Origin of the sequence: Enterobacter sp. WCHEn045836, from assembly GCF_003965585.1 — a bacterium.
GTDB lineage: Bacteria > Pseudomonadota > Gammaproteobacteria > Enterobacterales > Enterobacteriaceae > Enterobacter > Enterobacter dissolvens.
Genome location: NZ_RXPT01000019.1, coordinates 76,328 through 96,435 on the forward strand (window position 1 = coordinate 76,328; position 20,108 = coordinate 96,435).

Annotated in this window: 27 protein-coding genes; 24 read left to right on the top strand and 3 right to left on the bottom strand. The window is 53.1% G+C overall.

Translation table 11 applies throughout. The features are described from left to right. The first annotated feature begins 115 nt into the window (after positions 1–115). The 5 genes from EKN38_RS21210 (at position 116) to EKN38_RS21230 (ending at position 4,474) form a co-directional block, all read left to right on the top strand. Entirely contained in the window at positions 116–2,791 is a 2,676-nt protein-coding gene (locus tag EKN38_RS21210; protein WP_126522605.1) for a toprim domain-containing protein, read from the top strand. A 52-nt stretch (positions 2,792–2,843) separates the two neighbouring features. Then, the gene (locus tag EKN38_RS21215; protein ID WP_126522608.1) at positions 2,844–3,098 is read left to right on the top strand and encodes a hypothetical protein; all 255 of its coding nucleotides are present in this window, start codon (positions 2,844–2,846) and stop codon (positions 3,096–3,098) included. Continuing rightward, positions 3,095–3,691 carry an ead/Ea22-like family protein gene (locus EKN38_RS21220; RefSeq protein WP_126522611.1) on the top strand — a complete coding sequence of 199 codons (597 nt, stop codon included), beginning with the start codon at positions 3,095–3,097 and terminating at the stop codon, positions 3,689–3,691. Before EKN38_RS21215 ends, EKN38_RS21220 begins: the two co-directional genes overlap by 4 nt. Positions 3,692–3,797: 106 nt before the next feature. Next, on the top strand, positions 3,798–4,139 hold the full coding sequence (locus EKN38_RS21225; protein WP_126522613.1) for a type II toxin-antitoxin system RelE/ParE family toxin: 342 nt from the start codon (positions 3,798–3,800) through the stop codon (positions 4,137–4,139). Then, positions 4,136–4,474, top strand: coding sequence for a helix-turn-helix domain-containing protein (locus tag EKN38_RS21230; protein WP_126522615.1), 339 nt, complete (start codon positions 4,136–4,138; stop codon positions 4,472–4,474). The genes EKN38_RS21225 and EKN38_RS21230 overlap by 4 nt, the downstream gene beginning before the upstream one ends. Positions 4,475–4,503: 29 nt before the next feature. On the opposite strand, the gene EKN38_RS21235 is transcribed toward EKN38_RS21230, so the two are convergent. From EKN38_RS21235 to EKN38_RS21245, 3 genes are read right to left on the bottom strand one after another with little or no spacing between them, the layout of a single operon-like run. Beyond that, on the bottom strand, positions 4,504–4,824 hold the full coding sequence (locus tag EKN38_RS21235) for an ogr/Delta-like zinc finger family protein (RefSeq protein WP_126522618.1): 321 nt from the start codon (positions 4,822–4,824) through the stop codon (positions 4,504–4,506). Continuing rightward, the gene (locus tag EKN38_RS21240) at positions 4,824–5,855 is read right to left on the bottom strand and encodes a phage portal protein (protein ID WP_126522620.1); all 1,032 of its coding nucleotides are present in this window, start codon (positions 5,853–5,855) and stop codon (positions 4,824–4,826) included. Before EKN38_RS21240 ends, EKN38_RS21235 begins: the two co-directional genes overlap by 1 nt. Further along, the gene (locus EKN38_RS21245; protein WP_126522623.1) at positions 5,852–7,660 is read right to left on the bottom strand and encodes a terminase large subunit domain-containing protein; all 1,809 of its coding nucleotides are present in this window, start codon (positions 7,658–7,660) and stop codon (positions 5,852–5,854) included. The genes EKN38_RS21240 and EKN38_RS21245 overlap by 4 nt, the downstream gene beginning before the upstream one ends. A gap of 152 nt (positions 7,661–7,812) precedes the next feature. Between EKN38_RS21245 and EKN38_RS26265 the strand changes: the two genes are divergently transcribed. The 19 genes from EKN38_RS26265 to EKN38_RS21335 form a co-directional block, all read left to right on the top strand. Continuing rightward, entirely contained in the window at positions 7,813–8,133 is a 321-nt protein-coding gene (locus EKN38_RS26265) for a GPO family capsid scaffolding protein (RefSeq protein WP_126522626.1), read from the top strand. Between the two features lie 255 nt (positions 8,134–8,388). Then, entirely contained in the window at positions 8,389–8,850 is a 462-nt protein-coding gene (locus EKN38_RS26270; protein WP_185812854.1) for a hypothetical protein, read from the top strand. Between the two features lie 32 nt (positions 8,851–8,882). Next, a complete protein-coding gene (locus EKN38_RS21260) occupies positions 8,883–9,902 on the top strand; it encodes a phage major capsid protein, P2 family (RefSeq protein WP_126522631.1) in 1,020 nt (339 codons plus the stop codon). A gap of 3 nt (positions 9,903–9,905) precedes the next feature. Further along, the gene (gene gpM, locus EKN38_RS21265) at positions 9,906–10,613 is read left to right on the top strand and encodes a phage terminase small subunit (protein ID WP_126522633.1); all 708 of its coding nucleotides are present in this window, start codon (positions 9,906–9,908) and stop codon (positions 10,611–10,613) included. Positions 10,614–10,717: 104 nt separating this feature from the next. Beyond that, the gene (locus EKN38_RS21270; RefSeq protein ID WP_126522636.1) at positions 10,718–11,191 is read left to right on the top strand and encodes a head completion/stabilization protein; all 474 of its coding nucleotides are present in this window, start codon (positions 10,718–10,720) and stop codon (positions 11,189–11,191) included. After that, positions 11,188–11,679, top strand: coding sequence for a phage tail protein (locus tag EKN38_RS21275; RefSeq protein WP_126522639.1), 492 nt, complete (start codon positions 11,188–11,190; stop codon positions 11,677–11,679). The genes EKN38_RS21270 and EKN38_RS21275 overlap by 4 nt, the downstream gene beginning before the upstream one ends. Beyond that, the gene (locus tag EKN38_RS21280) at positions 11,663–12,364 is read left to right on the top strand and encodes a hypothetical protein (protein ID WP_126522641.1); all 702 of its coding nucleotides are present in this window, start codon (positions 11,663–11,665) and stop codon (positions 12,362–12,364) included. Before EKN38_RS21275 ends, EKN38_RS21280 begins: the two co-directional genes overlap by 17 nt. Further along, positions 12,361–13,545: a DUF2586 domain-containing protein gene (locus tag EKN38_RS21285; RefSeq protein WP_126522644.1), complete on the top strand. Its 1,185-nt coding sequence runs from the start codon at positions 12,361–12,363 to the stop codon at positions 13,543–13,545. The genes EKN38_RS21280 and EKN38_RS21285 overlap by 4 nt, the downstream gene beginning before the upstream one ends. 3 nt (positions 13,546–13,548) lie before the next feature. After that, positions 13,549–14,004, top strand: a complete 456-nt coding sequence (locus tag EKN38_RS21290; RefSeq protein ID WP_126522647.1) for a phage protein — start codon at positions 13,549–13,551, stop codon at positions 14,002–14,004. A gap of 3 nt (positions 14,005–14,007) precedes the next feature. Further along, positions 14,008–14,319 carry a holin gene (locus tag EKN38_RS21295; protein ID WP_126522649.1) on the top strand — a complete coding sequence of 104 codons (312 nt, stop codon included), beginning with the start codon at positions 14,008–14,010 and terminating at the stop codon, positions 14,317–14,319. Continuing rightward, a complete protein-coding gene (locus EKN38_RS21300) occupies positions 14,306–14,644 on the top strand; it encodes a M15 family metallopeptidase (RefSeq protein ID WP_126522652.1) in 339 nt (112 codons plus the stop codon). Before EKN38_RS21295 ends, EKN38_RS21300 begins: the two co-directional genes overlap by 14 nt. Next, positions 14,641–15,033 carry a hypothetical protein gene (locus EKN38_RS21305; RefSeq protein ID WP_126522654.1) on the top strand — a complete coding sequence of 131 codons (393 nt, stop codon included), beginning with the start codon at positions 14,641–14,643 and terminating at the stop codon, positions 15,031–15,033. Before EKN38_RS21300 ends, EKN38_RS21305 begins: the two co-directional genes overlap by 4 nt. 111 nt (positions 15,034–15,144) lie before the next feature. Beyond that, the gene (locus tag EKN38_RS21310) at positions 15,145–15,423 is read left to right on the top strand and encodes a putative phage tail assembly chaperone (protein WP_126522657.1); all 279 of its coding nucleotides are present in this window, start codon (positions 15,145–15,147) and stop codon (positions 15,421–15,423) included. 41 nt (positions 15,424–15,464) lie between these two features. Continuing rightward, the gene (locus EKN38_RS26275) at positions 15,465–15,629 is read left to right on the top strand and encodes a DUF6890 family protein (RefSeq protein WP_409449470.1); all 165 of its coding nucleotides are present in this window, start codon (positions 15,465–15,467) and stop codon (positions 15,627–15,629) included. Continuing rightward, entirely contained in the window at positions 15,629–17,560 is a 1,932-nt protein-coding gene (locus EKN38_RS21315) for a phage tail tape measure protein (protein ID WP_126522660.1), read from the top strand. The genes EKN38_RS26275 and EKN38_RS21315 overlap by 1 nt, the downstream gene beginning before the upstream one ends. After that, a complete protein-coding gene (locus tag EKN38_RS21320; RefSeq protein WP_126522663.1) occupies positions 17,557–17,883 on the top strand; it encodes a DUF2590 family protein in 327 nt (108 codons plus the stop codon). Before EKN38_RS21315 ends, EKN38_RS21320 begins: the two co-directional genes overlap by 4 nt. Continuing rightward, entirely contained in the window at positions 17,880–19,076 is a 1,197-nt protein-coding gene (locus EKN38_RS21325) for a baseplate J/gp47 family protein (RefSeq protein WP_126522666.1), read from the top strand. The genes EKN38_RS21320 and EKN38_RS21325 overlap by 4 nt, the downstream gene beginning before the upstream one ends. After that, the gene (locus EKN38_RS21330; RefSeq protein ID WP_221760824.1) at positions 19,063–19,695 is read left to right on the top strand and encodes a phage tail protein; all 633 of its coding nucleotides are present in this window, start codon (positions 19,063–19,065) and stop codon (positions 19,693–19,695) included. The genes EKN38_RS21325 and EKN38_RS21330 overlap by 14 nt, the downstream gene beginning before the upstream one ends. Continuing rightward, positions 19,692–20,108: hypothetical protein (locus EKN38_RS21335; RefSeq protein ID WP_148103712.1), on the top strand; the 417-nt coding region annotated here is incomplete at its 3' end. The genes EKN38_RS21330 and EKN38_RS21335, both read left to right, overlap by 4 nt.

The window sequence follows — 20,108 nt, forward strand, 5'->3', positions numbered from 1 at the left end:
GATTGCTGAGTAAAGATAAGGGGCGGCACTGGGAATTAATGACGCATGAGCGATATAACAAACAATACCGAATATAGTTTTTTGCCTTTCACACATTTCTACATCTGGATTAATTATGAATGCCACAATTCAGCAGGACGTTGTGCGCCGACTCATTCAGGATTTTGAATTCAAGGAACGGGACAAATATTTGCAGCAGGGCCTGTGCCCTAAATGCCATAAACGCGAATTATTCACCAGCTCAGAAAAGCCCTGGATCCTGAAGTGTGGCCGCGAAAACAACTGTGGCCATCAGGTCGTTGTTAAAGAGCAGTATCCGGAAATCTTTGAGGACTGGTCTAAGCGGTATCAGGACACCCCCGAAACCCCACACGCCGCCGCTGAGGCGTATCTGCGTGAGGCGCGGGGGCTGGATACCGAACCGCTGAAAGGCTGCTTTACTCAGGGCGCGTTTGCCAAAGAGGGCATGGGATCGGCAACGGTCAGATTTAAGCTGGCCTGTGGTGCGATGTGGGAGCGCATCATTGACCAGCCACAGCGCTTCGGTAAGCAGAAAGCGAACATCAGGGGAAGCTACGTTGGCCACTGGTGGGTACCGCCGTCTGTGAACCTGCTGGAAGTGAATGAAATCTGGATCACAGAGGGTATCTTCAACGCGCTGAGTCTGTGCCAGGCGGGTTTACCCGCCGTGGCGACGCTAAGCAGCAGCAACTACCCGCTGGCGGCGCTTGATACCCTGGCGAAAGAGCTGGGCGAGAAGCCTCGTCCACGTCTGGTATGGGCGTTTGATGGTGACAGGGCTGGCACAAAGCACACTTTGACCTTTGCTGCCCGGAGCAAGGATGCTGGCTGGAAAGTTCGGGCTGCTCAACCAGTGAAATCAGCGAAAGCGAGGGACTGGAATGACCTGCTTTTGCAGGGGCGGTTCAGCAAGTCGGACATCAAAAATTATCGCTATTATGGCGATCTCCTCCTAGCCAAAAGCCCGACTGAGAAAGCGCTGCTCATGCATCAGCATAACGAGTGGCATTCGTTTTATTTTGAGCACAACTCCCGCATGTTCTGGTTTGAGCTGGATCTGGACAGATATTCCCGCGCACTGGAGCGTATTACTCATACTGGATCTGAAGTCATACAGGAGTGGGAAGCCAAAGAACGTGCGGTGAAAGAGTCCGGGTGCGTTACGGAAATAGCGAATTGCTGGCTGACCCCACTGTACTTTCAGGAGTTCAAACCCACGGACGAGGCCTGGTATTACGTTAAGGTCAGTATGCCCGATGGAACGTCCGTCAGAAATACGTTTACCTCCAGCCAACTAACCAGCTCAGCAGAGTTCAAAAAGCGTCTTCTGCATATCGCCAAGGGCGCGGTCTATACCGGCAGTACAAAGCAACTGGATAAATTCACGCAGATGCGTCTTCCAGGTATCAAAACTGTCGAGACGCAGAATTTCATTGGTTACAACAAAGACTATGCGGCCTGGATATTCAACCGTGTGGCCGTCAGTGACGGCAGGCTATACGAAATGAACGATGAGGATTACTTCGACATCAACAGAGTTAGCGTGAAAAGTCTGAGTTTATCGCCGGTGCTGGACCTTAATCCAAAGCTTAATGAATTTACGACAGACTGGGTTGATGACCTCTGGACCGCATTTGGCGAGAAAGGGTATGTGGCTCTGTCGTTCTGGCTGGGCTCACTATTTGCCGGACAAATCCGCGATCGCGACAAATCTTATCCACTACTGGAAATAGTAGGCGAACCTGGCACCGGCAAATCAACCCTAATTGAGTTTCTATGGAAGCTTGCAGGCCGCGAAGATTACGAAGGCTTCGATCCGTCAAACTCTACGCCTGCAGCGCGTAGCCGTAATTTTTCGCAGGTCGGTAACCTGCCAGTCGTGCTAATCGAAGGTGATCGTACCTCGGAGAATGCCAAGCAACGTGCTTTTGACTGGGAAGAATTGAAAAAACTCTATAACGGACGTGCACCACGTTCTACGGGGATTAAGGCTAATAACAACGAGACAAATGAGCAGCCTTTTGGTGGAAGTATCGTGATTGCTCAAAATGCCAGCGTGGATGGCAGTAAGGCCATTCTGGAGCGAATTATTCACCTCTATACCGATAAGCGTGGCCAGTCTATTCAGACACGCTATGCCGCTGAGCGTCTTGAACAGATGCCAGTCTCCCGTGTCTCTGGTTTCACCTTACTCGCAGCTATGCGCGAAAAAGAAATCATGGAGGTATTTGGGCAGGGCTATGAACGTACACGTAATGAGCTGGAGTCTCACCCCAATATACGCCACATCCGTATTGCCAAGAACCATGCGCAAATGGTTGGCCTGCTGGACGCTCTTGCTCTGGTTGTCCCGATAGATGCTGAACGACTGGATAAGACCAGAAAGGCCATTATCAGTCTGGCTGAGGAACGCTGTCAGGCTATTAAACAAGATCATCCTTTGGTGCAGGAGTTTTGGGAGTTGTTTGATTACCTCGATGGTCTTGCCCCTTATGGCGTCAATCATTCAGCAGATGAGGGGGAAATTGCTGTCAACTTTAACCATCTGGAAGAGGTTGCAGCTACCCACAGGCAGCGAATACCGTTCACGCTATCTGAGATTAAAAAGTTGCTCAGGAGCGGTAATGAACGTCGCTTCATGGAAACAAAAACTACGCGCAGCGCGGTGAGTGAACTCCATAATCGTGGAAAAGGGAAGATACAGAGAATGCCGGAAACATTCCGTTGCTGGATATTTAAGAAAAGAGAATCAACTAAAAAGGAGAAGTAAATATGATTTCAACTGTTATGCCAGCCACTTACAACGATGAAGGAGCCGTTAAATGAGCATTAATTATTTTGATGTTGAAGAGTTATTGAGTGCGATGTATGACATCACCGATGAGCAGCGAAATAACGATTTTGATTTTGACGAGCTTTGTTACGAGAAATTTGATATCGGTTTTGAGGAGTTTTTGAAGGTTATTACCGCTCTTCTTCCGCTCACTCCTGTTGCTGAGTCTGCGTTAACGGGTAAAAAATATCACGCATTTATCAAAGATGGCCTGTCATTCGTTAAGCAGGAGGCCGCCCAATGAGCAACATCGACAAACAGGCGCTGCGTAATCGCTACTCTGAGAAGCCCGCGCCGAAGTGCCACATCTGTGGTTCTGTAATGACAATCCAGCGTGCCGGTGCTGGAGGTGTTGTATACGGATGTACTGGCCGCATCGACAAAGATGGTGAGGGTTACAAATTTGCTGACGGCAGAGACTTCGCGGATGACCATTACGCTCGTTCACGTGTGACAGTCGCCGATGAAAGTGACCCCGATGTGCTGGCGCTGCTGGATGAGCTGGAAGATAAAAACCGGGAAATAAGCGTTTGGCGGAAACGCTGCGAAAACGCAGAGAAAGGCAGCGACCTTTTGCAGCGTCGCAACGCTGAGCTGTCATCAGCCGTCATTGCTCCAGGAGTAATGCGCTGTGCTGGGTGTGGGTTCGTCCTGACCAAAAACAATATCAGTATGAGTGCGGGAACTATTACTGCAGGTGATAGTAAAACAGAACCGTGCCCGAATGGTTGCGGCCCACTCTGGCCTGTAACGTGGAAAGAGTTGGCCGTTCAGTTCAGGGAGGATTCAGAGCAATGGCTTGAAGAGCTGCAGTCTGCCCGTAAACAGATTAAGTAAGAGGACAAGACGCTATATAGCGCCTTTTTTCAATTAATGATGGCTTGCGTTTGACGCAAAACCGTATAGAATTTTATACAAAAATAACATAAAGAGAGCTACAAGGATGGCTGAAAAAGGTATCGACTGGCGTGGATCATCTTTAGACGATTTAAAGGGCTTTCCTGAGGATGTGAGGCGAGACGCTGGGTTTGAGTTAGGCAAGGTTCAGAGTGGCCAGACGCCAACTGACTGGAAGCCTGTTAGTAACTGGGGGCCTGGAGTGATTGAGATCAGGCTAACAGGTGAGGATGGCGAGTATCGCGTTGTCTATGTAGCAAAGTTTGAAGAGGCGGTTTACGTGCTCCATGCTTTCAATAAAAAAACTGAGCAGACCAGCCCAAAAGATGTATCAACTATTAAAGAGCGTTACAAAGCCGTTGTAGCTGAGCGCAGGAGTAAAAAATGACCGACAAAATTGACACTAAATCACGTCATATCACCCCGGCAGGGGGGAACATTTTCGCCGATCTCGGATTCGAGCCTAAAGAAGCTGCCGCACTCAAAGCTCAATCTGACGCTGAGATTGCCAGAACAGTTGAAATGAAAATCGAGATCATGGGGGCTATCACCCAATGGATGAAGCAGACTGGGCATAAGCAGGAGGCCGCTGCTCGTATCATGCATGTCTCTCGCCCCCGGGTTTCTGATGTGGTGAACAAGAAGACCGAGAAGTTTACGCTTGATTCGCTGGTCGGGATGGCCAGCACCATCGGCAAAAAAGTCCACCTGGTGATTGAGTAAGAAAAACCCCGCAAATGCGGGGTTTTTTATTAACTGGATTGAAGTAAGTCGAGGGCAAATTGCCGCTGTTCGGGAGTGAGCTGGCCTACCAGCTCTTTAACCAGACGATCTCCTGCCAGTGCGCTGGGGCTGAGTACCCGGGCGAAAGTGAGTTCAAGCACGTAAGTATGGCCACACTCGACGTTTTTGCATGCGCAGTATAAGTCGGAGAACTTTGAGTCCTTCGGCACCGAACGGCGTATTACAGCAGGTGAATTGCACTCGGGGCAAAATAACTTCAAAACGCGCATATTTTTAGCTCCAGTGACTCTGCTCAGATAATCCCACAATTTTAGCGCGTTTCGTTGCATTATTCGCCTTTTTCCTCGAAGTCAAAGCGTAAGTGAAGGTGGTAGGGCACCTCCGGATCGTCATTCACTGCCCTGATAAATTTGCGTTGCAGCGGTACCGTTTCATTTTTCCGGTATGTGGATTCCGTTTTAATCGGGTCGCCGAGCCCTGCAGCGTTTTGGGGGATGATACCTGCAATCCCGGCAGGGAAGCGGTGCGCCGTCAGCACATCCTGAGCCGAGATGTTTTTGACGTTCGAAAACTCGTCCTTCGCTGATGTCTCGCCGATATTGATGAGCTTTACCCCTTCGGGATTTCCGCGCGGGATATTGACGTAGAGATTAGAGAAGTTACCGACACCTTTAGAGGCTTCAATCTTCTTTTTAATCTCCTCTTCCACTTCTGCAGTAATGTTTGGGTCATTGGTGTAAAGAATGAACCCCATATGCGCGCCGTTGTGGTAGTAGCGCCGGCGGAAGATAGTAGCCTCTGAATTCAGCAGAGCAGAGTGAATGCCGCCGATATAGTCAGGGAGGCCGTAGACCTGCTGCAGCGGGTCATGGGAGCGGATGAAAATGATGTCATCCTCAGAGTAGATAAGCGGCTCACCCTCCTGGAGAACAACAAAGTCACCTGACTTACGCCGGCGAACGTAGAGTGAGGGCAAGGGGTACAGGTCAACGACCACCCCGAAGCAATTTCTAACCTTAAGAATGGCCAGGTCACCGCACAGCAGATAGTCAAAAATGCCGGCCTCAATCTGATCATGATCCAGGCCACCACCGAGGTAGCTCGATGTGAACATATTGCGGCGGGCATACATAATACCGCCATGCTGTGCATTCATATTGACCAGCTGACTGAGTGCTACACGGTCAATAGGAAGCCGCCAGTGCTCAGCTTCGTTGTCGTACCAGATTTTATAGTAATCCGTGCCCGTTGTGAGGAGCGGCTCGGGCTCGCCGAAGGTGATCACACTGCTGCGCGCCAAAGAGAGGTTTTGTGTTGTTGCCGGCGATTTCTTTCTGCTTCGTTTTCTGCGTTTACTCATGCTGCTTTTTTCCCGAAAGCCCAGGTGGATGAGCGCTCAAATTCATGGTCAAACGGCTCGTTTATCATGGCGTGTGCGCCAGCGAAAAAGATATCGGCGTGACCGGTTTTCTCCGATCGCTCAGCAACAAAGGTCATTGCACCGCCGCTTTTTGTTGTTACCCTTCTGATGGCCATAAAGCTCGGGATTATCTCCGCGCGCTCCCGACTCACCTCGTCAATAGCATCCTTGCTCCACTCGATGCGGTTGCGCTCAATTGTGTCAATCATCTTAAGCACCAGGCGGGTTTTGGCTTCGAGGCTGTAATGAATTGGCATCGCCTCACGAGGGGCAAATTTCGAGACCAGCTCATAGACCCCGCGCCCGATACCTGTGATATCAATGCCGATGTGGGTGATATTGAAGCGCTTCATTAACTGTTGAATCTGCTTTGCCTGATGGGAGAAGCTGAGCCCTTGCCAGTGATATACTGCGAGCAACCGGAAGCGCTCGACCTTATACAGCGGCGGTGCAATCAGAACGAAAGTGGAGTTGTCACCAGTGCGGGCGGGGTCGAACCCGGCCCAGACCTCGCGATCGCCAAATGGCCGCGCCGCTGTCGGATCGTAATCACTCCAGCGTGAGGCATCCACAGCACACCGCTGCAGTTCGGAAAAGCGGAAAACAGCATCTTTGCTGTCAACGAATACGCACATGTAAAGCATGTTGTATGTGGTTTCGTTGTAGCGATTGCGCAGCCTGTCGATGTTAACCAGCTTATCGAGCCCGCCGGCGATGGCCATATCCATGGTGATAACGTAGCGCCAGATGGTATCAGGGCAGCTCTGACCGCTTTCCTGCAGCGCCTTATCGGTCGGGAACGGGATGGCCTTACGCTTCGGATCCCCATCTTTCCAGTGCTCACCCGTCCAGACCTCATACGCCTCGTGTGTTTTTGCGCTTGGTGTTGAGAAATAGGTTGTCCGGAAGCGAGTCTGCGTGGTCATGGCGCTGGCAACGTCATGCAGCTTCTTGAAACGCGGGATCCAGAAAACCTCATCACCATAGAGGTGGCCGTTGAAGCCCTGCGCTGTACTGGAGTTCGTGGAGAGGAAGCGGAGTACCGCGCCATTGCTTAGTCTTATTTTGCTGCCGGCACCTGTAAGGGTGACGCCGAAGTGCTGCTCAGCAATCTCAAAAATGTACTGCTTGAAAATTTCCGCCTGCGCTTTTGACGCTGAGAAAAAGACCTGGTGCTCACCAGTAAGCACTGCGTCTTCAAAGGCCTCAAAAGCGAAATAGAACGTCATGCCTATCTGGCGGGATTTGAGAATAAATCGCCAGTCTTCATATTTATGGTCGCGGCAATAGAGCTGGTATTCGAATAAGTGCTCTTGCGCCCAGGCATCAAGTTGTTCCGCCGTCAGCTCAGACACATCATTTTTGCGGTAGCGCTTCTTCTTTTTATTGCCGTCGTGCAGCTGCTCGCCGTTGGCCGTTCTTTGTGCAGCTGCGTGAATCTCAGCCATTCGCTCGGTGTGCTTGTTGCGCTGACCGATGAGTTTGACGTGCTGCGCGATCAGATCGCGCATCTCCTCCAGCTCGAGAGCGGTCTTATTGTTACGATCACTTAGAATCGCGACCCGCCTTGAGATTGCCTCCTCAATGGAGTCGTGAGCGATGAGACTTGCCCACTGATGCTTTTCAGCCCAGTTATAAATCGTTCTCGGAGGTATCTGCAGCTCGCTCGCGATCTCTTTTGGCGTCATTCTTCGCACATAAAGAGAGCGTGCAGCAAACTTGATTTCGTCAGTATATTTAGCCATGCAGCTATTATGTGGCTTATTGAATATATAAAGACGAAATTATTTAGGGGTAAGGTTGGCTAACAGCATATATCCAAATTTATCAGAACCAAATTTAATGCGTCGTTAATTTAAATGATAAATACTCCTGACATACTTTCAGGAGCCATAGCATGCCGGGTCAATTAATTTCAGACTGGATTTGTATTTGCACCGCAGGGACTGCCATTGATGGGCGGGCAATCGAAGAGCGCTGGCTGCTGGAAGCAGCCGAGCATTACGATACAAATTTCTATACCGCAATGGTATGGCCTCACCATACCGAGGATTTCCGTGAGCGTGAATTTTTCACGCCTAATTACGGGATGATAAGAGATTTAAAGACCGAGCGCGTTGGTGATGATTTAAAACTCTATGCTCGCTTTGCACCAAACCAATTTTTAATTGAGGCGAATAAGCAGTCTCAAAAATTATTCACCTCATGTGAATTCTAGGATGACTTCCAGAATAAAGGTTTTTATTACCTGCAGGCTGTCGCAGTTACGGATATTCCGGCAAGCGTTGGCACGGATATGTTGAAATTCAGCGCGAAAAACAGCCGCATCCGTTACACCCAATCACATGAATTCTCTCTGGGGCAACTGGTTCCGGAGAAACAACCCGGACTAATTGATCGGATTTTCGCGGGCAAGACCTCGCGGAGTTTTGCCCCTGAACCATCCACCGAACCCAATGAGGACACCGCAAAAATGGATGAACTTAAACAGCTACTGCAGCAGATGATGCAGGCAATCAATGAAATGCGTGATGCCGCGAAGGGTAACACCACGAATGACGCGGGAGAGGCTGCAGAAGAGGTGCGCGATCAGGCGGAAGAGATCGCCATTATCGCTGAGCAGGTAGCAGAGCTGGCTGACGATGTGGCCAGCAACCCGGAGGATGAGGTAATCGCTGAGGAATTCAGTGCTCGTCGCGATGAGCTGGCCGAAAAGCTGAAAGCCTTTACTGCTGGTAGCTCCCGCTTCTCAGTGCGTCGCCGTCATGCTCAGCGTGATTTTAGCGCCTCTCGCAAACAGCGCCAAAGTAGCTCCGGGGTGGAGAAGAAACTCGACAAGCTGATTGAAGTGTTTAGCGCCGCTGCAGCTAAAGGTGGCACTCGCTTACCTGGTAATGCTCCGGGCGGCTCAGACAAAGAGATTGAGCTGCTGTAACAGGCTACATACAGAATTAAGGAGCAATAAGTATGCTTTCTCATGAAGCTCAGGTCATGCTGCATAACTTTACCGTGCAGCTGGCGAAGTCCTACGGGGCCAAATCTACGAAGCAGTTTTTCTCTATTACGCCGCCGATGGATACCAAGCTGCGTAAAGCCATTCTGCACAGCGAAGAATTTCTGACCCTTATCAATACCATGCAGGTGAGGAATCTGACCGGGCAGGTGGTTGCTACTGGAAACCCCGGATTATTCACCGGGCGTAAAAAAGATGGTCGTTTCTCGCGCAAGATGGGCAATACGGGGAATACCTATTCTCTGGCCGAGACTGACTCGGGCTCATATCTTGATTATGAAACCCTGACATCGTGGGCCAACGCCGGAGAGGAAGGGGAATTCTTCAGTCAGATCCAGGAGTTCAGCAACCGTTCTTTCGCCCTCGATATCCTGCGAGTCGGCTTTAACGGGGTCGAGGTCGCCGAAACTACCGACCCGGAAGCCAATCCGAACGGTGAAGACGTCAACATCGGCTGGCATCAGATTGTGAAGGTGCGCTCACCGGAGCAGATTGTCTCCGATGAAGTGATTCTTGATCGTGTCGGTACCGGTGCGGATTTCGTCTCTCTGGATGCTGCTGCATCTGATTTGAGGTATACCCAGATCGCCGAACCGTTCCGAAATCACCCCGATCTCGTTGTGCTGGTATCGCCTGATCTCATCGCTGCCGATACGACAAGCATGATGAACCGTATCGATCGCCCGTCAGAAAAATTCGCGGCGCAGCTGATTAACCGTGAAATTGCCGGCATGAAGGCCTATACCCCGCCATTTATGCCTGAGGGGCGTCTTATTGTTACCCCTCTGTGGAACCTGCATCTGTATAACCAGGTGGGAACTGGCCAGCGCAAAGCTGAGTGGGTTGATGACCGTAAGCGCTTTGAAAATAACTATCTCCGCATGGAAGGTTACGCCGTCGAACACGATGAGATTTATGCGGCATTCGACAACATCAAAACCCCGGAAGAAGAAACCGAACCTGGTGGAGCGTAACTCATGATTACCCCGGCTCAACGCTGGCGACGCAACCAGCTGGCGCTCAAAAAGCTGCGCAACAACGAGCTGCTTAGCAGCTCAGCCCAGGACAAACGCGCTGCAGAATGTGACCTTGAACTCGATCGTCGCATGCTCAGCGAGCAGTGTGAGTCATATTCGCAACGCGCCGAAATGAAACGCGACATTCTGCTGCCGAAGTGGTTGCCTCAGGTTGAACGGTATCTTGGAGCTGGTGATGTCCATCCGTTCCCGCCGCTCGTATGGTGCGCCATCTGGCTATTCGACATCAACGATTTCGATGCCGGCATTGACTACGCGCTAATTGCTATCGAGCAGCAGCAGCCCATGCCGGAGAATTTCGCCAGCTCCATGGGGGCGTTCGCAGCCGATACCGTGCGCGAATGGGCGGAGCAGGAGTATGCGGCTGGTCGAAGCGTTGAGCCGTACTTTTCTCGCGTTTACCAGCTCGTGACTGAATCCTGGCAGCTGCATGAAGAGATCACCGCCAAATATTACAAACTGGCCGCGCAGCTCGCGCTACGCGGTGAGGATGGGCTGCAGGCTAAACCGACAGCTTTTAGCAATCTTGACCTGCTCGAGCGCGTGCAGGAGCTACTGCAGAAAGCCAGCTCAACCAGCAAAAAAGCGGGTGTGGGTACCTTGCTTGACAAGGTGACTGCACGCATTCGCGCCCTGAGTCGCGAATAACGACTGCCCCCGGCAGAGCGGGCGCGGTGGAGGTGATGAGCTCTGAGGAGCTTTTCGTGCCGAGGAAACCGGTCAGCCCGCTTTCTCATTCTGGAGTGCCTGTAATGACTTACAGCAAACTGCCGTTTAGTGGTCGGCCTGTCGACTACCAGAACATCCCGGTAACAAACGGAGAAGCTTTCTGGCCGGACCTGAATCTCGCTGAGTTCCAGCAGCAGCGAGCGTTGCCGGTAAATATGGATCCGGGCGTGATGTTAATCGCGCTTCTGGCTGCTATCCAGGAGGCCAATGACGCGCTTGTCGATGTGGTGGCCAGAAATAAAGGTAAGGGCTACGCCGCGGCTGTGGACGTGCCCGGGCCGAGTGCGGAGGGTGAGAATGCCCTTACAGCACAATACAAAATCGCCGTTTATGCGCGGGCCAAGGCTGACTTAATGGGCGAATTCCAGACCATCGGACGGCGCAATACCCACCCCGGTCAGGAAGGGGAGGATACCCGGGAAAGCCTGCTTGCAGAGGCCGCGCTCGTAATGCGCAACATGAAAGGCTATGGCCGTGTGGGAGTGTACAAAATATGAGTGGCCAAATTGAGAGCCTGACAACCTACCTGATGAAGACGGTGCCGGCACGCATACAGGGGTTCTTTGCTTCGGAATCTCTCGGCGGGCAACTGATACCCACGCAGAAAAACCTGGGGAATGGTTTCCGCCGTCTCGGTATCGCCAGGCAGGATATCGAGCTTACCTGGGAGGCCTACCCATACCGCGAGTATCCGCCGGCGATGTTGCACGCGCTGGTACTGGCCTGGCTTGAAGAGTCAGCAAACCCCCTGTTTGACGAGCTGGGGCTCCCCGATCCCTCTTTCGAGGTCGTGCTTGATACCGAGCAGCAGGGGCGCGGTGATGTGACGATCACGCTCGAGCTCGCCGATGAGTTAATCATCATTGAAGACCCGGGTGGCGACATCCCGCTTGACGGAACGCGCTGGAGGCTGGAAACCCCTGATATCTGGGTAGCAGAGCAGTTCGGCATCAGCGCGGTGGTTGATCATGGCAATAAGGATTAGTGGGGGCATCAGCCGGCGGCAGATTGCTGAATTGCGCCGCGAGCTGAAAAAGCGAGATTTACCTCCCCGTAAGCGGCAGCGTCTTCTCTGGCGCATTGCAAAGTACGGCATTATCGCCGCCTCAAAGCGGAACCAGAGGCAGCAGCAGAACCCGGGAGGGACACCCTGGGAACCGCGTAAGCGTGGCAACAAAAAAATGCTGCGAGGATTGCCTAAGTTACTGGCTGTGCGAGAGATACCGGCACGGGAAGCTGTGGTGGTTTACCTGCGATCGAAGGGTGGAAAATCCATTTCAGCCGGTGCCCTTGGTTACATTCACGCCAGAGGCGGCACTATGACTGCACGTGCGTCTGGTATGACACCACAAGACCAGGGCGGGAAGATGGCCACCCGACAGCAAGCCAGAGCGTTAAAAGAGCTCGGCTACAAGATCCGGAATGGTAAGCGCTGGAAACGCCCCTCAGGCATCTGGATCCAAAAGAATATCAGCAGGGCTCAGGCCGGGGTCATTATCCGTGAAATGAGCGGTGTAGCCGCCAAAAGCACCTGGAAAATCGTATTGCCGGCTCGCGCGTTCCTTGGGGCCAGCGATGCGGAGTTTAACCAGATACTCGCCCGTCAGCTGCAGGGCATTGATTTCGGCTGGAATGTGAATTCTCAGGACATCAGAGGAAAAAGCTCATGACATGGCCATCCGTGGACATTAACCAGATTAATAACTTTCAGGGCGAGGTGACAGGCGTCGAGCAGGTGATGCTGTTTGTCGGTCTTGCGTCTGGTGACACTGGCGACAAAAACCCGTTAATCGCCCTCGGGGCGCAATCGGATATCGATAAAGACCTCGAGCTGGCTGATGCGTCTTTGCTTGAGCAGGTACGCGCAGCCCAGCTTAATGGCGGTCAGAACTGGCTGGCGTTCGCGTTGATGCTTGAACCAGAAACCGAAGAGGATCCGCAAAATCCTGGCGAAACCATCACTCTGGCACCCGACTGGGTAGGGGCTATCGAGCTCGCTGCTGAGCGGGCTGGCTTTGAAGGTGTGCTTATTTGCAGTGATATCGCTGATATTGCTGACGGCCGCCAGCTAATCGGTGACCTTTCAGCTCTCCGCGAGAGCATCATCAACAGCCTCGGGCGTCGCATCTGGTTTATCTGCACCGTGGCGGGGCCGATGGGCATGGCGCAGCCGCTCGACTGGGCAGGGTACCGTGAGGAGCTAAACGAGCTTCAGAAAGACCTGGCAGCTAACGCTGTGCAACTGGTGCCCTCGCTGTGGGGGAATGAGGCGGGGGTGTTGTCGGGTCGTCTGTGCAATCGCTCGGTGACCATTGCGGACAGCCCTGCGCGCGTGGCCACTGGGGCGCTGCTTGGCATGGGTATCCCGTTACCCGTCGATAAGGATGGTGCTGAGCTCAGTCTCGCCTACCTGCGGGCGTTTCACGACCTGCGTTATAGCGTGCCTATGTGGTACCCGGACTTTGAGGGGCTCTACTGGTCTGACGGCCTGACGCTTGAGGTAAAAGGGGGGGATTACGAGGCGATCGAGTACCTGCGAATTATGGATAAAGTCGCCCGTCGGGTTCGACTGCAGGCTATCCCAAAGATTGCCGATCGCCGGCTTAACAGCACGCCCGTAAGCATAGCGTCACATCAAACCTATTTCGGCAAAACGCTACGCGAGATGTCGCGCACTACGGAGCTTTCTGGCGTGACGTTCCCCGGGGAGATCGAAGCTCCGAAAGATGGCGATATCACTATCACCTGGACATCAAAAATAAAGGTTGTGATTGGTATCACGGCACGCCCTTACGGCAGCCCCAAACAAATCACGGTCAACATCGGCCTCGACCGCACACTGGAGGACTAACAGATGACTCAGCGTATTGGGGGAATGGACTTTGATATTACGGTTGGTACCGACCAGGTACACGTTGAGAGTGTGACCCTGGATATTACCGACAACACCGCTGTAGCCCAGTCCCGTGGCGTGCCTGATGGCTATGTTAAGGGTGACGTTTCAGCTGAGGGTGAGTTTGAGTTTGATGAAAAAAACTTCGCCACGCTCAATGAGCATGCTCGCTCAGCCGGGAGCTGGCGGGAGCTTGAGCCCGTGGACGTATTGTTTTATGCCGACGTGGGCAATATGAGCACCAAGGTCGAGGCGTTTGGCTGCAAATTAATTGTGACCGGGCCGCTAAACCTGAATCCCAAGGGAGGGGAAAAGGCTACCAAAAAAATTAAATATCTGGTCACCGCTACGGAGTTTGTGCGCATCGATGGCGTTCCCATTCTGGGTGGGCGTGACCTTCGAAATATCGTGGGGTGACGGGTGAGCAGTGAGCTCTTGATCGCGATTCTGATCACTATCGGAGTGGCGGGTGAGTTGTATCGACTGTTGACGAGCGATGAAGAGCTTACACCGCGTCTGCTGATAGGGCGTTTACTGCTCGGTGCTCTGGCGTCGCTGTCGGTGCTGGCCGCCCGTGCGCATAAGCCTGAGATGGAAGACGTCACGCTTATTGGTATTGCATCGGGCGTTGCGGTGCTGGGTTATTCCTTTGTGGAGAAGCCCCTCAAAACCGGCGTTCGTCATCTGTTCAGGTCATTTTTCGGTGGAGGAAAAAGTGATGACCCTCAGTGAAAAGCAACAAAAGTTTACTGTCATGGTCGGTCAGTTGATCGCAAAGGCGCATGAGCTTGGCTATGGACTGACATTTGGTGAGGCCTACCGCACACCCGAGCAGGCGAAATTAAACGCTGCAAAGGGCAAGGGAATTGCCAACAGCCTTCACACGCAGCGTCTTGCTGTTGATTTCAACCTCTTTACTGATGGTCGTTACCAGACTGATAGCGAGGCGTACCTCCCGCTCGGAGAGTACTGGGAATCGATAGGGGGCGCATGGGGTGGGCGATTCAGTCGGCCTGACGGTAATCACTTTAGTCTCGAGCATGACGGGGTGAAATGATGATTAAGGGCTGGATTTCAAACCTGCTGCCATCCCTGCTAATTGGCCTGATTGTTGGTGGTGCGGCTACATGGCAGGTTGAAAGCTCCATTGAGCGACAGCTGGAGCGTTCAACGCTTGGCTCTGCGGTGGAGAGAAACCGCTTAATCAGGGATATTTCCGTCGCCTCTGCTAATGAGCTCGAGAAGCGACTTGAGGAGCTGCATAAAAATGATGTCACGGTTGAGAAACACTTCACCCGGGAGGTTATTAAACCGGTCTTTAGCAATGTCTGCGCTTCTGATGAGTATGTCCGGTTGTTCAATGAAAGCAGTGCAGCTGCCGAGCGTGCCCTTTCAGGCCAACATGACCAGGGAGTGCCCGCAGAGCCTCCCCCGGTTAAACGGTAATACAGGCGGGGATTTTGACCGGGTGCTGCGCCTGTTACGCAGTCAATATGCTGATTGTGCGATCAGGCATAACCAGTTAGTACGAGAAATCAGACGAAGAGAGACCATTGAATGAGCGAAAAACACATTATCACCCTGACAATTGCGGGTAATGACTACCATTTCGAACCTAACCTGACGGCATACAATCAGCTGATTAATGCTACCGCTCGCGATAAAAACGCTGTTGGGGTGGTGGGGGATTACCTGAAAAAAATTGTATGCCCTGATAGCCGAGAGGCGCTCAATGCACTGCTGATGCGCCCCGGCGTAGCGTTTCAGATTGCGCAGACTATTAACGATGAGTATGCGCCGGCGGTCGATATCGAGGTAAAGAAATCGAGCGACTGACCGCGCATATTCGAAACAGCACGTTTGAACAGCTGGTCTGCCTGCGCCGGCATTTTCTCCCGACACCCGCAGACCATACTGACGAAGATCCAGACGGCGTGGTGAATCTGGCGAGAGCCAGCTGGCTGGCAGAGTACTTTTATGAGCGAAGCGTCAACAGCACAGCCGAGGGCGTAGCCTTCGCATTCAACGGAAAGCGCGGGTGATGAAAGAGTTAACGTTTTTACTGAATCTCAAAAATAACCTTTCCGCCCCGCTAGGGAAGGCGCAGAAATCCGTTGAGAGCTTCTCCACCAACACCGATGCCGCCCTGGGGAAGCTCGGAGGGGGTGCTGCAGGAATATGGGCAACAGCCCGAGGTCTGGCCGGGCTTATCAGGCCGGCTGACGATCTAAAAAAATCCCTTAACGAGCTTTCAACCCGAAATGTTGGTGCTGGTGCCCTCAAAAGCATCTCCCGCGAGGCATCGCAGTTCAGCACTGATTTTGGTGTGTCTGCGACGGAGTTTGTTGGCTCCGTTACGGTGTTGCGCTCGTCGCTGGCTGACCTGCGCGATGATGAAATGGCCGGCGTGGCAAGAGCCGCCAACACGCTGGGTGTGGCATTAAAGAGTGGCGGAGCGGATGCTGCCGGGTTCATCGCCGGTATGGCTAAGCAATTTTCAGGCGAGGCTGCTGCGCAGGGTTACGTTGCCTTTGCGGAGAGCGTAGCCTCGAAAACGGCCTGGCTTGTTAAAAATACAGGTCAGGATATGGCGCAGATCCAGTCGTTGCTTGAGGGTGCGAAAGGGACAGGCACGGGCTACGGGGTGGGGATGGATGAGCAGTTCGCCGTGCTTGCCGGGTTGAGCGGAACGCTGGGGAGCGAAGCGAGCGGGGTTTATGAGTCCTTTCTGAAAAGTGCAAAGGACGGCGCCAAAAAGCTAGGGGTGAGCCTTACCGATGCGCAGGGCAGTCTGCTTAGTTTTCCGGACATCCTTGACACGCTGCAGGCGAAATATGGTGAGACCGCTGACGGTAATCTCCGCATCCAGGAGAAGTTAAACGAAGCCTTTGGTGATGGCGCAAATGCTCTGCTGCGCAGCTGGGGTTCGGCCAACAAACTGCGAAAGCAAATTAAAGAGCTGCAGGGGACTCAGGGGCTCGCCGGCGCAAACTCAATGGCGGAAAAAATGTCCGATATGTGGTCTCGCCTGGAGCAAAGCGGCGTACGTATTCGCACGGCGTTCGGCAGCGCTCTGCTGCCGGTCTTTGAGCCTGTCATCAATAAAATAATTGAGGTCTCTGCTCAGCTTGGCAAATGGCTCGAGATGTTCCCCAACATCACTCGCTGGCTGGGGTATATCGCTATTGCTATCGCGATCGTGACGGGGGTGCTGTCTGTGTTTGCCTTATTCTCAGGCATAAAGGCTGTATCGGGTGTCATTGGTCTTACCCGGGCCTTTTCTCTTCTCAATCCATGGTTACTCACAACCCGGCTGGGGCTGCTGTGGCTCGGAATTCAGGCGAAGGCATTCTCTGCCTGGATGCTGGTATGTCGCATTGGTGCGCTTGCGTGGAGTGCCGCGCTGGGAGTCGCCTCGGTTGCAATGCGGGTTTATGGCGTAGCAACGGCTTTTGCCGGTGGAGCTATGCAGCTGCTGTTAAGCCCGGTGACTCTTATCATTCTGGCCATTGCCGCACTGGCCGCCGGAATATGGTATGCCGTCACGCACTGGGATGAGCTCAAAACTGCGATTATGGATAGCGCACCGTTTAAGTTTATTTCTGGCGTGCTGGAGTCTTTCGGCAGCATTGCTGCCTCCGCAGTGGAAAAGGTTAAGGGTGTGTTTAACGGCCTGTGGGCCTGGCTGAAAAGCACCACAATGTCAGCCCTTAACTGGATGATTGAGAAGCTGAACGCGCTGCCGGGAGTCAATATCGATCTCGTCGGTAACAATGACGAGCTCACTGCGCCGGCACTCTCCGCTCCTGCGGGCATGAGGCCGCCATCGGTTGATGGCGGCGTTGGTCAGACGATATCCAGCAGTGCCAGTCGCACAGACAACAGCAGGACGGTCGGAACGGTCAATATCTACCCCGGCAACCAGGAGACCTTTGACTCACTACTTGAATCGCGGGAGCTGTATGCAGGATGAGTGACCTCTATTTTGACCTGCGGATCACCGGCGGTAATTTTACGCTCGACTCCGGTAATGAGCCGGAGAGGTGCAACAACCGCGAGAGCATCGCCCAGGATGTCGTCCACATGATTATTGAGTCGGAGCTGACCAAAGAGCTGGTAGCCGAACGCAGCCCTACATTGCGCTATGACATCGCGCAACAGCTGGAGTTGCTGGTTGAGAGCGACGAGCGAATCGTCCCTGGAACATCCAGCATCGAGGAGGGGGTGAGCGGCCAATACTTAATTACGGCTGAAACATGGGACTTTGGGCCAATCAGCAGGGAGTTGACGGTATGAATAAGCCAGAGCCGGATTACGAAAGCATCCTTGCCGATCAGGGCATGCCAACAACGGAGGGTCAGGTACGCGATGAATTTAATGCCATCGTTAAAGAGTCTGGGCTGATCACCAATACCTCTCGCATGTCACCATTCTGGCGTCTTATCACAGCAATTGTTACGGCGCCGGTAATGTGGCTAAAGGATGCCCTTGTCGCTACGGTGATGGCTAACATGTTTCTGGCCACGGCGAGCGGTGCATTTCTTGACTTGTTCGCCTGGGCCGTGAACCTTGCCCGCAAGCCGGCGACGTATGCGGGCGGGGTTATCCGCTTTTCGAAATCTGATATAACCCGGGCTGTAAGTATCCCGGAGGGTACTGTCATCCAGACGGAGCGTATCAACGGTACCATTTACCGGTTGCTGACCTCATCAGATATTACCATTCCTCCGGACGTGCCTGATGCGCTGGTCCCTGTTATTGCCGAGCATGAGGGGAGTGGTTACAACCTCGCGCCGGGCTATTACCGCATTCTCCCGGTTGCGATCGACGGTATTTCAGGCGCGGTGAACGAAGAGGACTGGCTAAGTCTGCCCGGGGCGGATATCGAGTCGGATGATGATTTGCGGGACAGGGTGAAAAATCAATACAACCTGGTCGGCCAGTACCATATTGACGCGGTATACCGGGGCATGATTTCCGGCATCGCTGGTCTGAACACGGATCGCATCTTCTTTGAGCATGATGCGCCGCGCGGACCTGGCACCGCCAATGTCTATCTTCTGCTGGATTCCGGCATTGCAAGTCAACCGTTCGTGGACATGGTGAACGATTATGTTATGACGCAGGGTAATCATGGCCATGGCGATGATGTGCTTTGCCTCCCGCTCCCTGAAACTCAGTACGATCTCACCGTTACCGTATACATCTTTGCATCCAGCCACCTGGAGGGAGAGCAGGTGGACTCGCTGCTCCGTAATGCCGGAAATCTGGTGCGCAGCGCGTTTCGTGAGAATAGCGATTATGACGTTGAGAAAACCTGGCCGTTTAGTCGCTTCTCCATGTCGCGCCTGGGCGAGGAGCTGCATGCCGCGTTCCCGGATATCGAGTCCCTCGAGTTTTCCCTCGATGACATTATCAGTGAGCTGAATGTCCCGCGTCTGAGATCGCTGAGCGTGGTTGCAGCTGGAGTGTCAAATGAAGCTCCCTGAAATCAAGCTGCCCGTCTGGATGAATAAGGGGGAACCGCTCACGCTTGCGCACGCCTCCCGGGTTTGGTGGGAGCGGGTTTACGGCTGGCTGACCTTCCCTCTTGCTCAAATCGACGTGGACACCTGCGATGAGAGACTGCTTTCACTGCTGGCATATCAGCGAGATATCAACCGCTTTCCCGAAGAGCCGCTGGCGTTATTCCGCCTGAGGGTTAAATACGCTTTTGTAAACGCCCTCGATGCAGGTAGTAAAGCGGGGTTTGAGCGTATTTTCGAAAGGCTCGATATTGGCCAGGTGGAGCAGCTTGAACGTCAGCTGTGGCTTGACTGGGATGTGATATTGCTCCGCATCGATGATGAGCAACTGAGCCGCGATAACACGCTGATGATGAGTATTGTGAGGCAGTATGGTCGCACCTGCAGGCGGTACTTTTTTGATGTTCTCAATACCAGTCGCGAGTATATCCATGCGGGTGAATTTCCGCATGATGCGGAATATCACCGCGCCCGTTTCTCCCCTGAGCCACCTGATTACATAGCGTTGCTCACCGAAGACGGCAGAGCTTTTTTGACGGAAAGTGCTGACCCCCTGAAAACAGAAGAGGAAGTCCTATTATGACCGGTATCCCATTCTCACAACTACCGGCAGCGGAGACGCTGAGCGAAGACGATTTGATCGCGCTCAGCCAGCCCGATGACGGAGGCGGATTTGAGTCAAAACGTGCCCGGTTAAAGGATGTCGTTGGCCTAATCCCCCCTCCCGAGAAGCCCGCCATGATGCTGGTTAACCCTGTTGAGGGTGACGCTTCTGTTCCTGAGTCGGGGTATGACGGCACTATATTTATCGGGCACGGTACTGCGCACCAGGGTTTACCGATTATTGATGACGGCGACAACCGCAGCGGTTCGATTGCCATTGGCATGGGGGCCGCTGCGGACGTTGTGGCAACCGTGGTGGGGCGTAATGCCCGCGGTACCGGCAATCATGGCGTTGCCGTTGGTACCGAAGCGTCTTCCACTACCGTTAAGGCT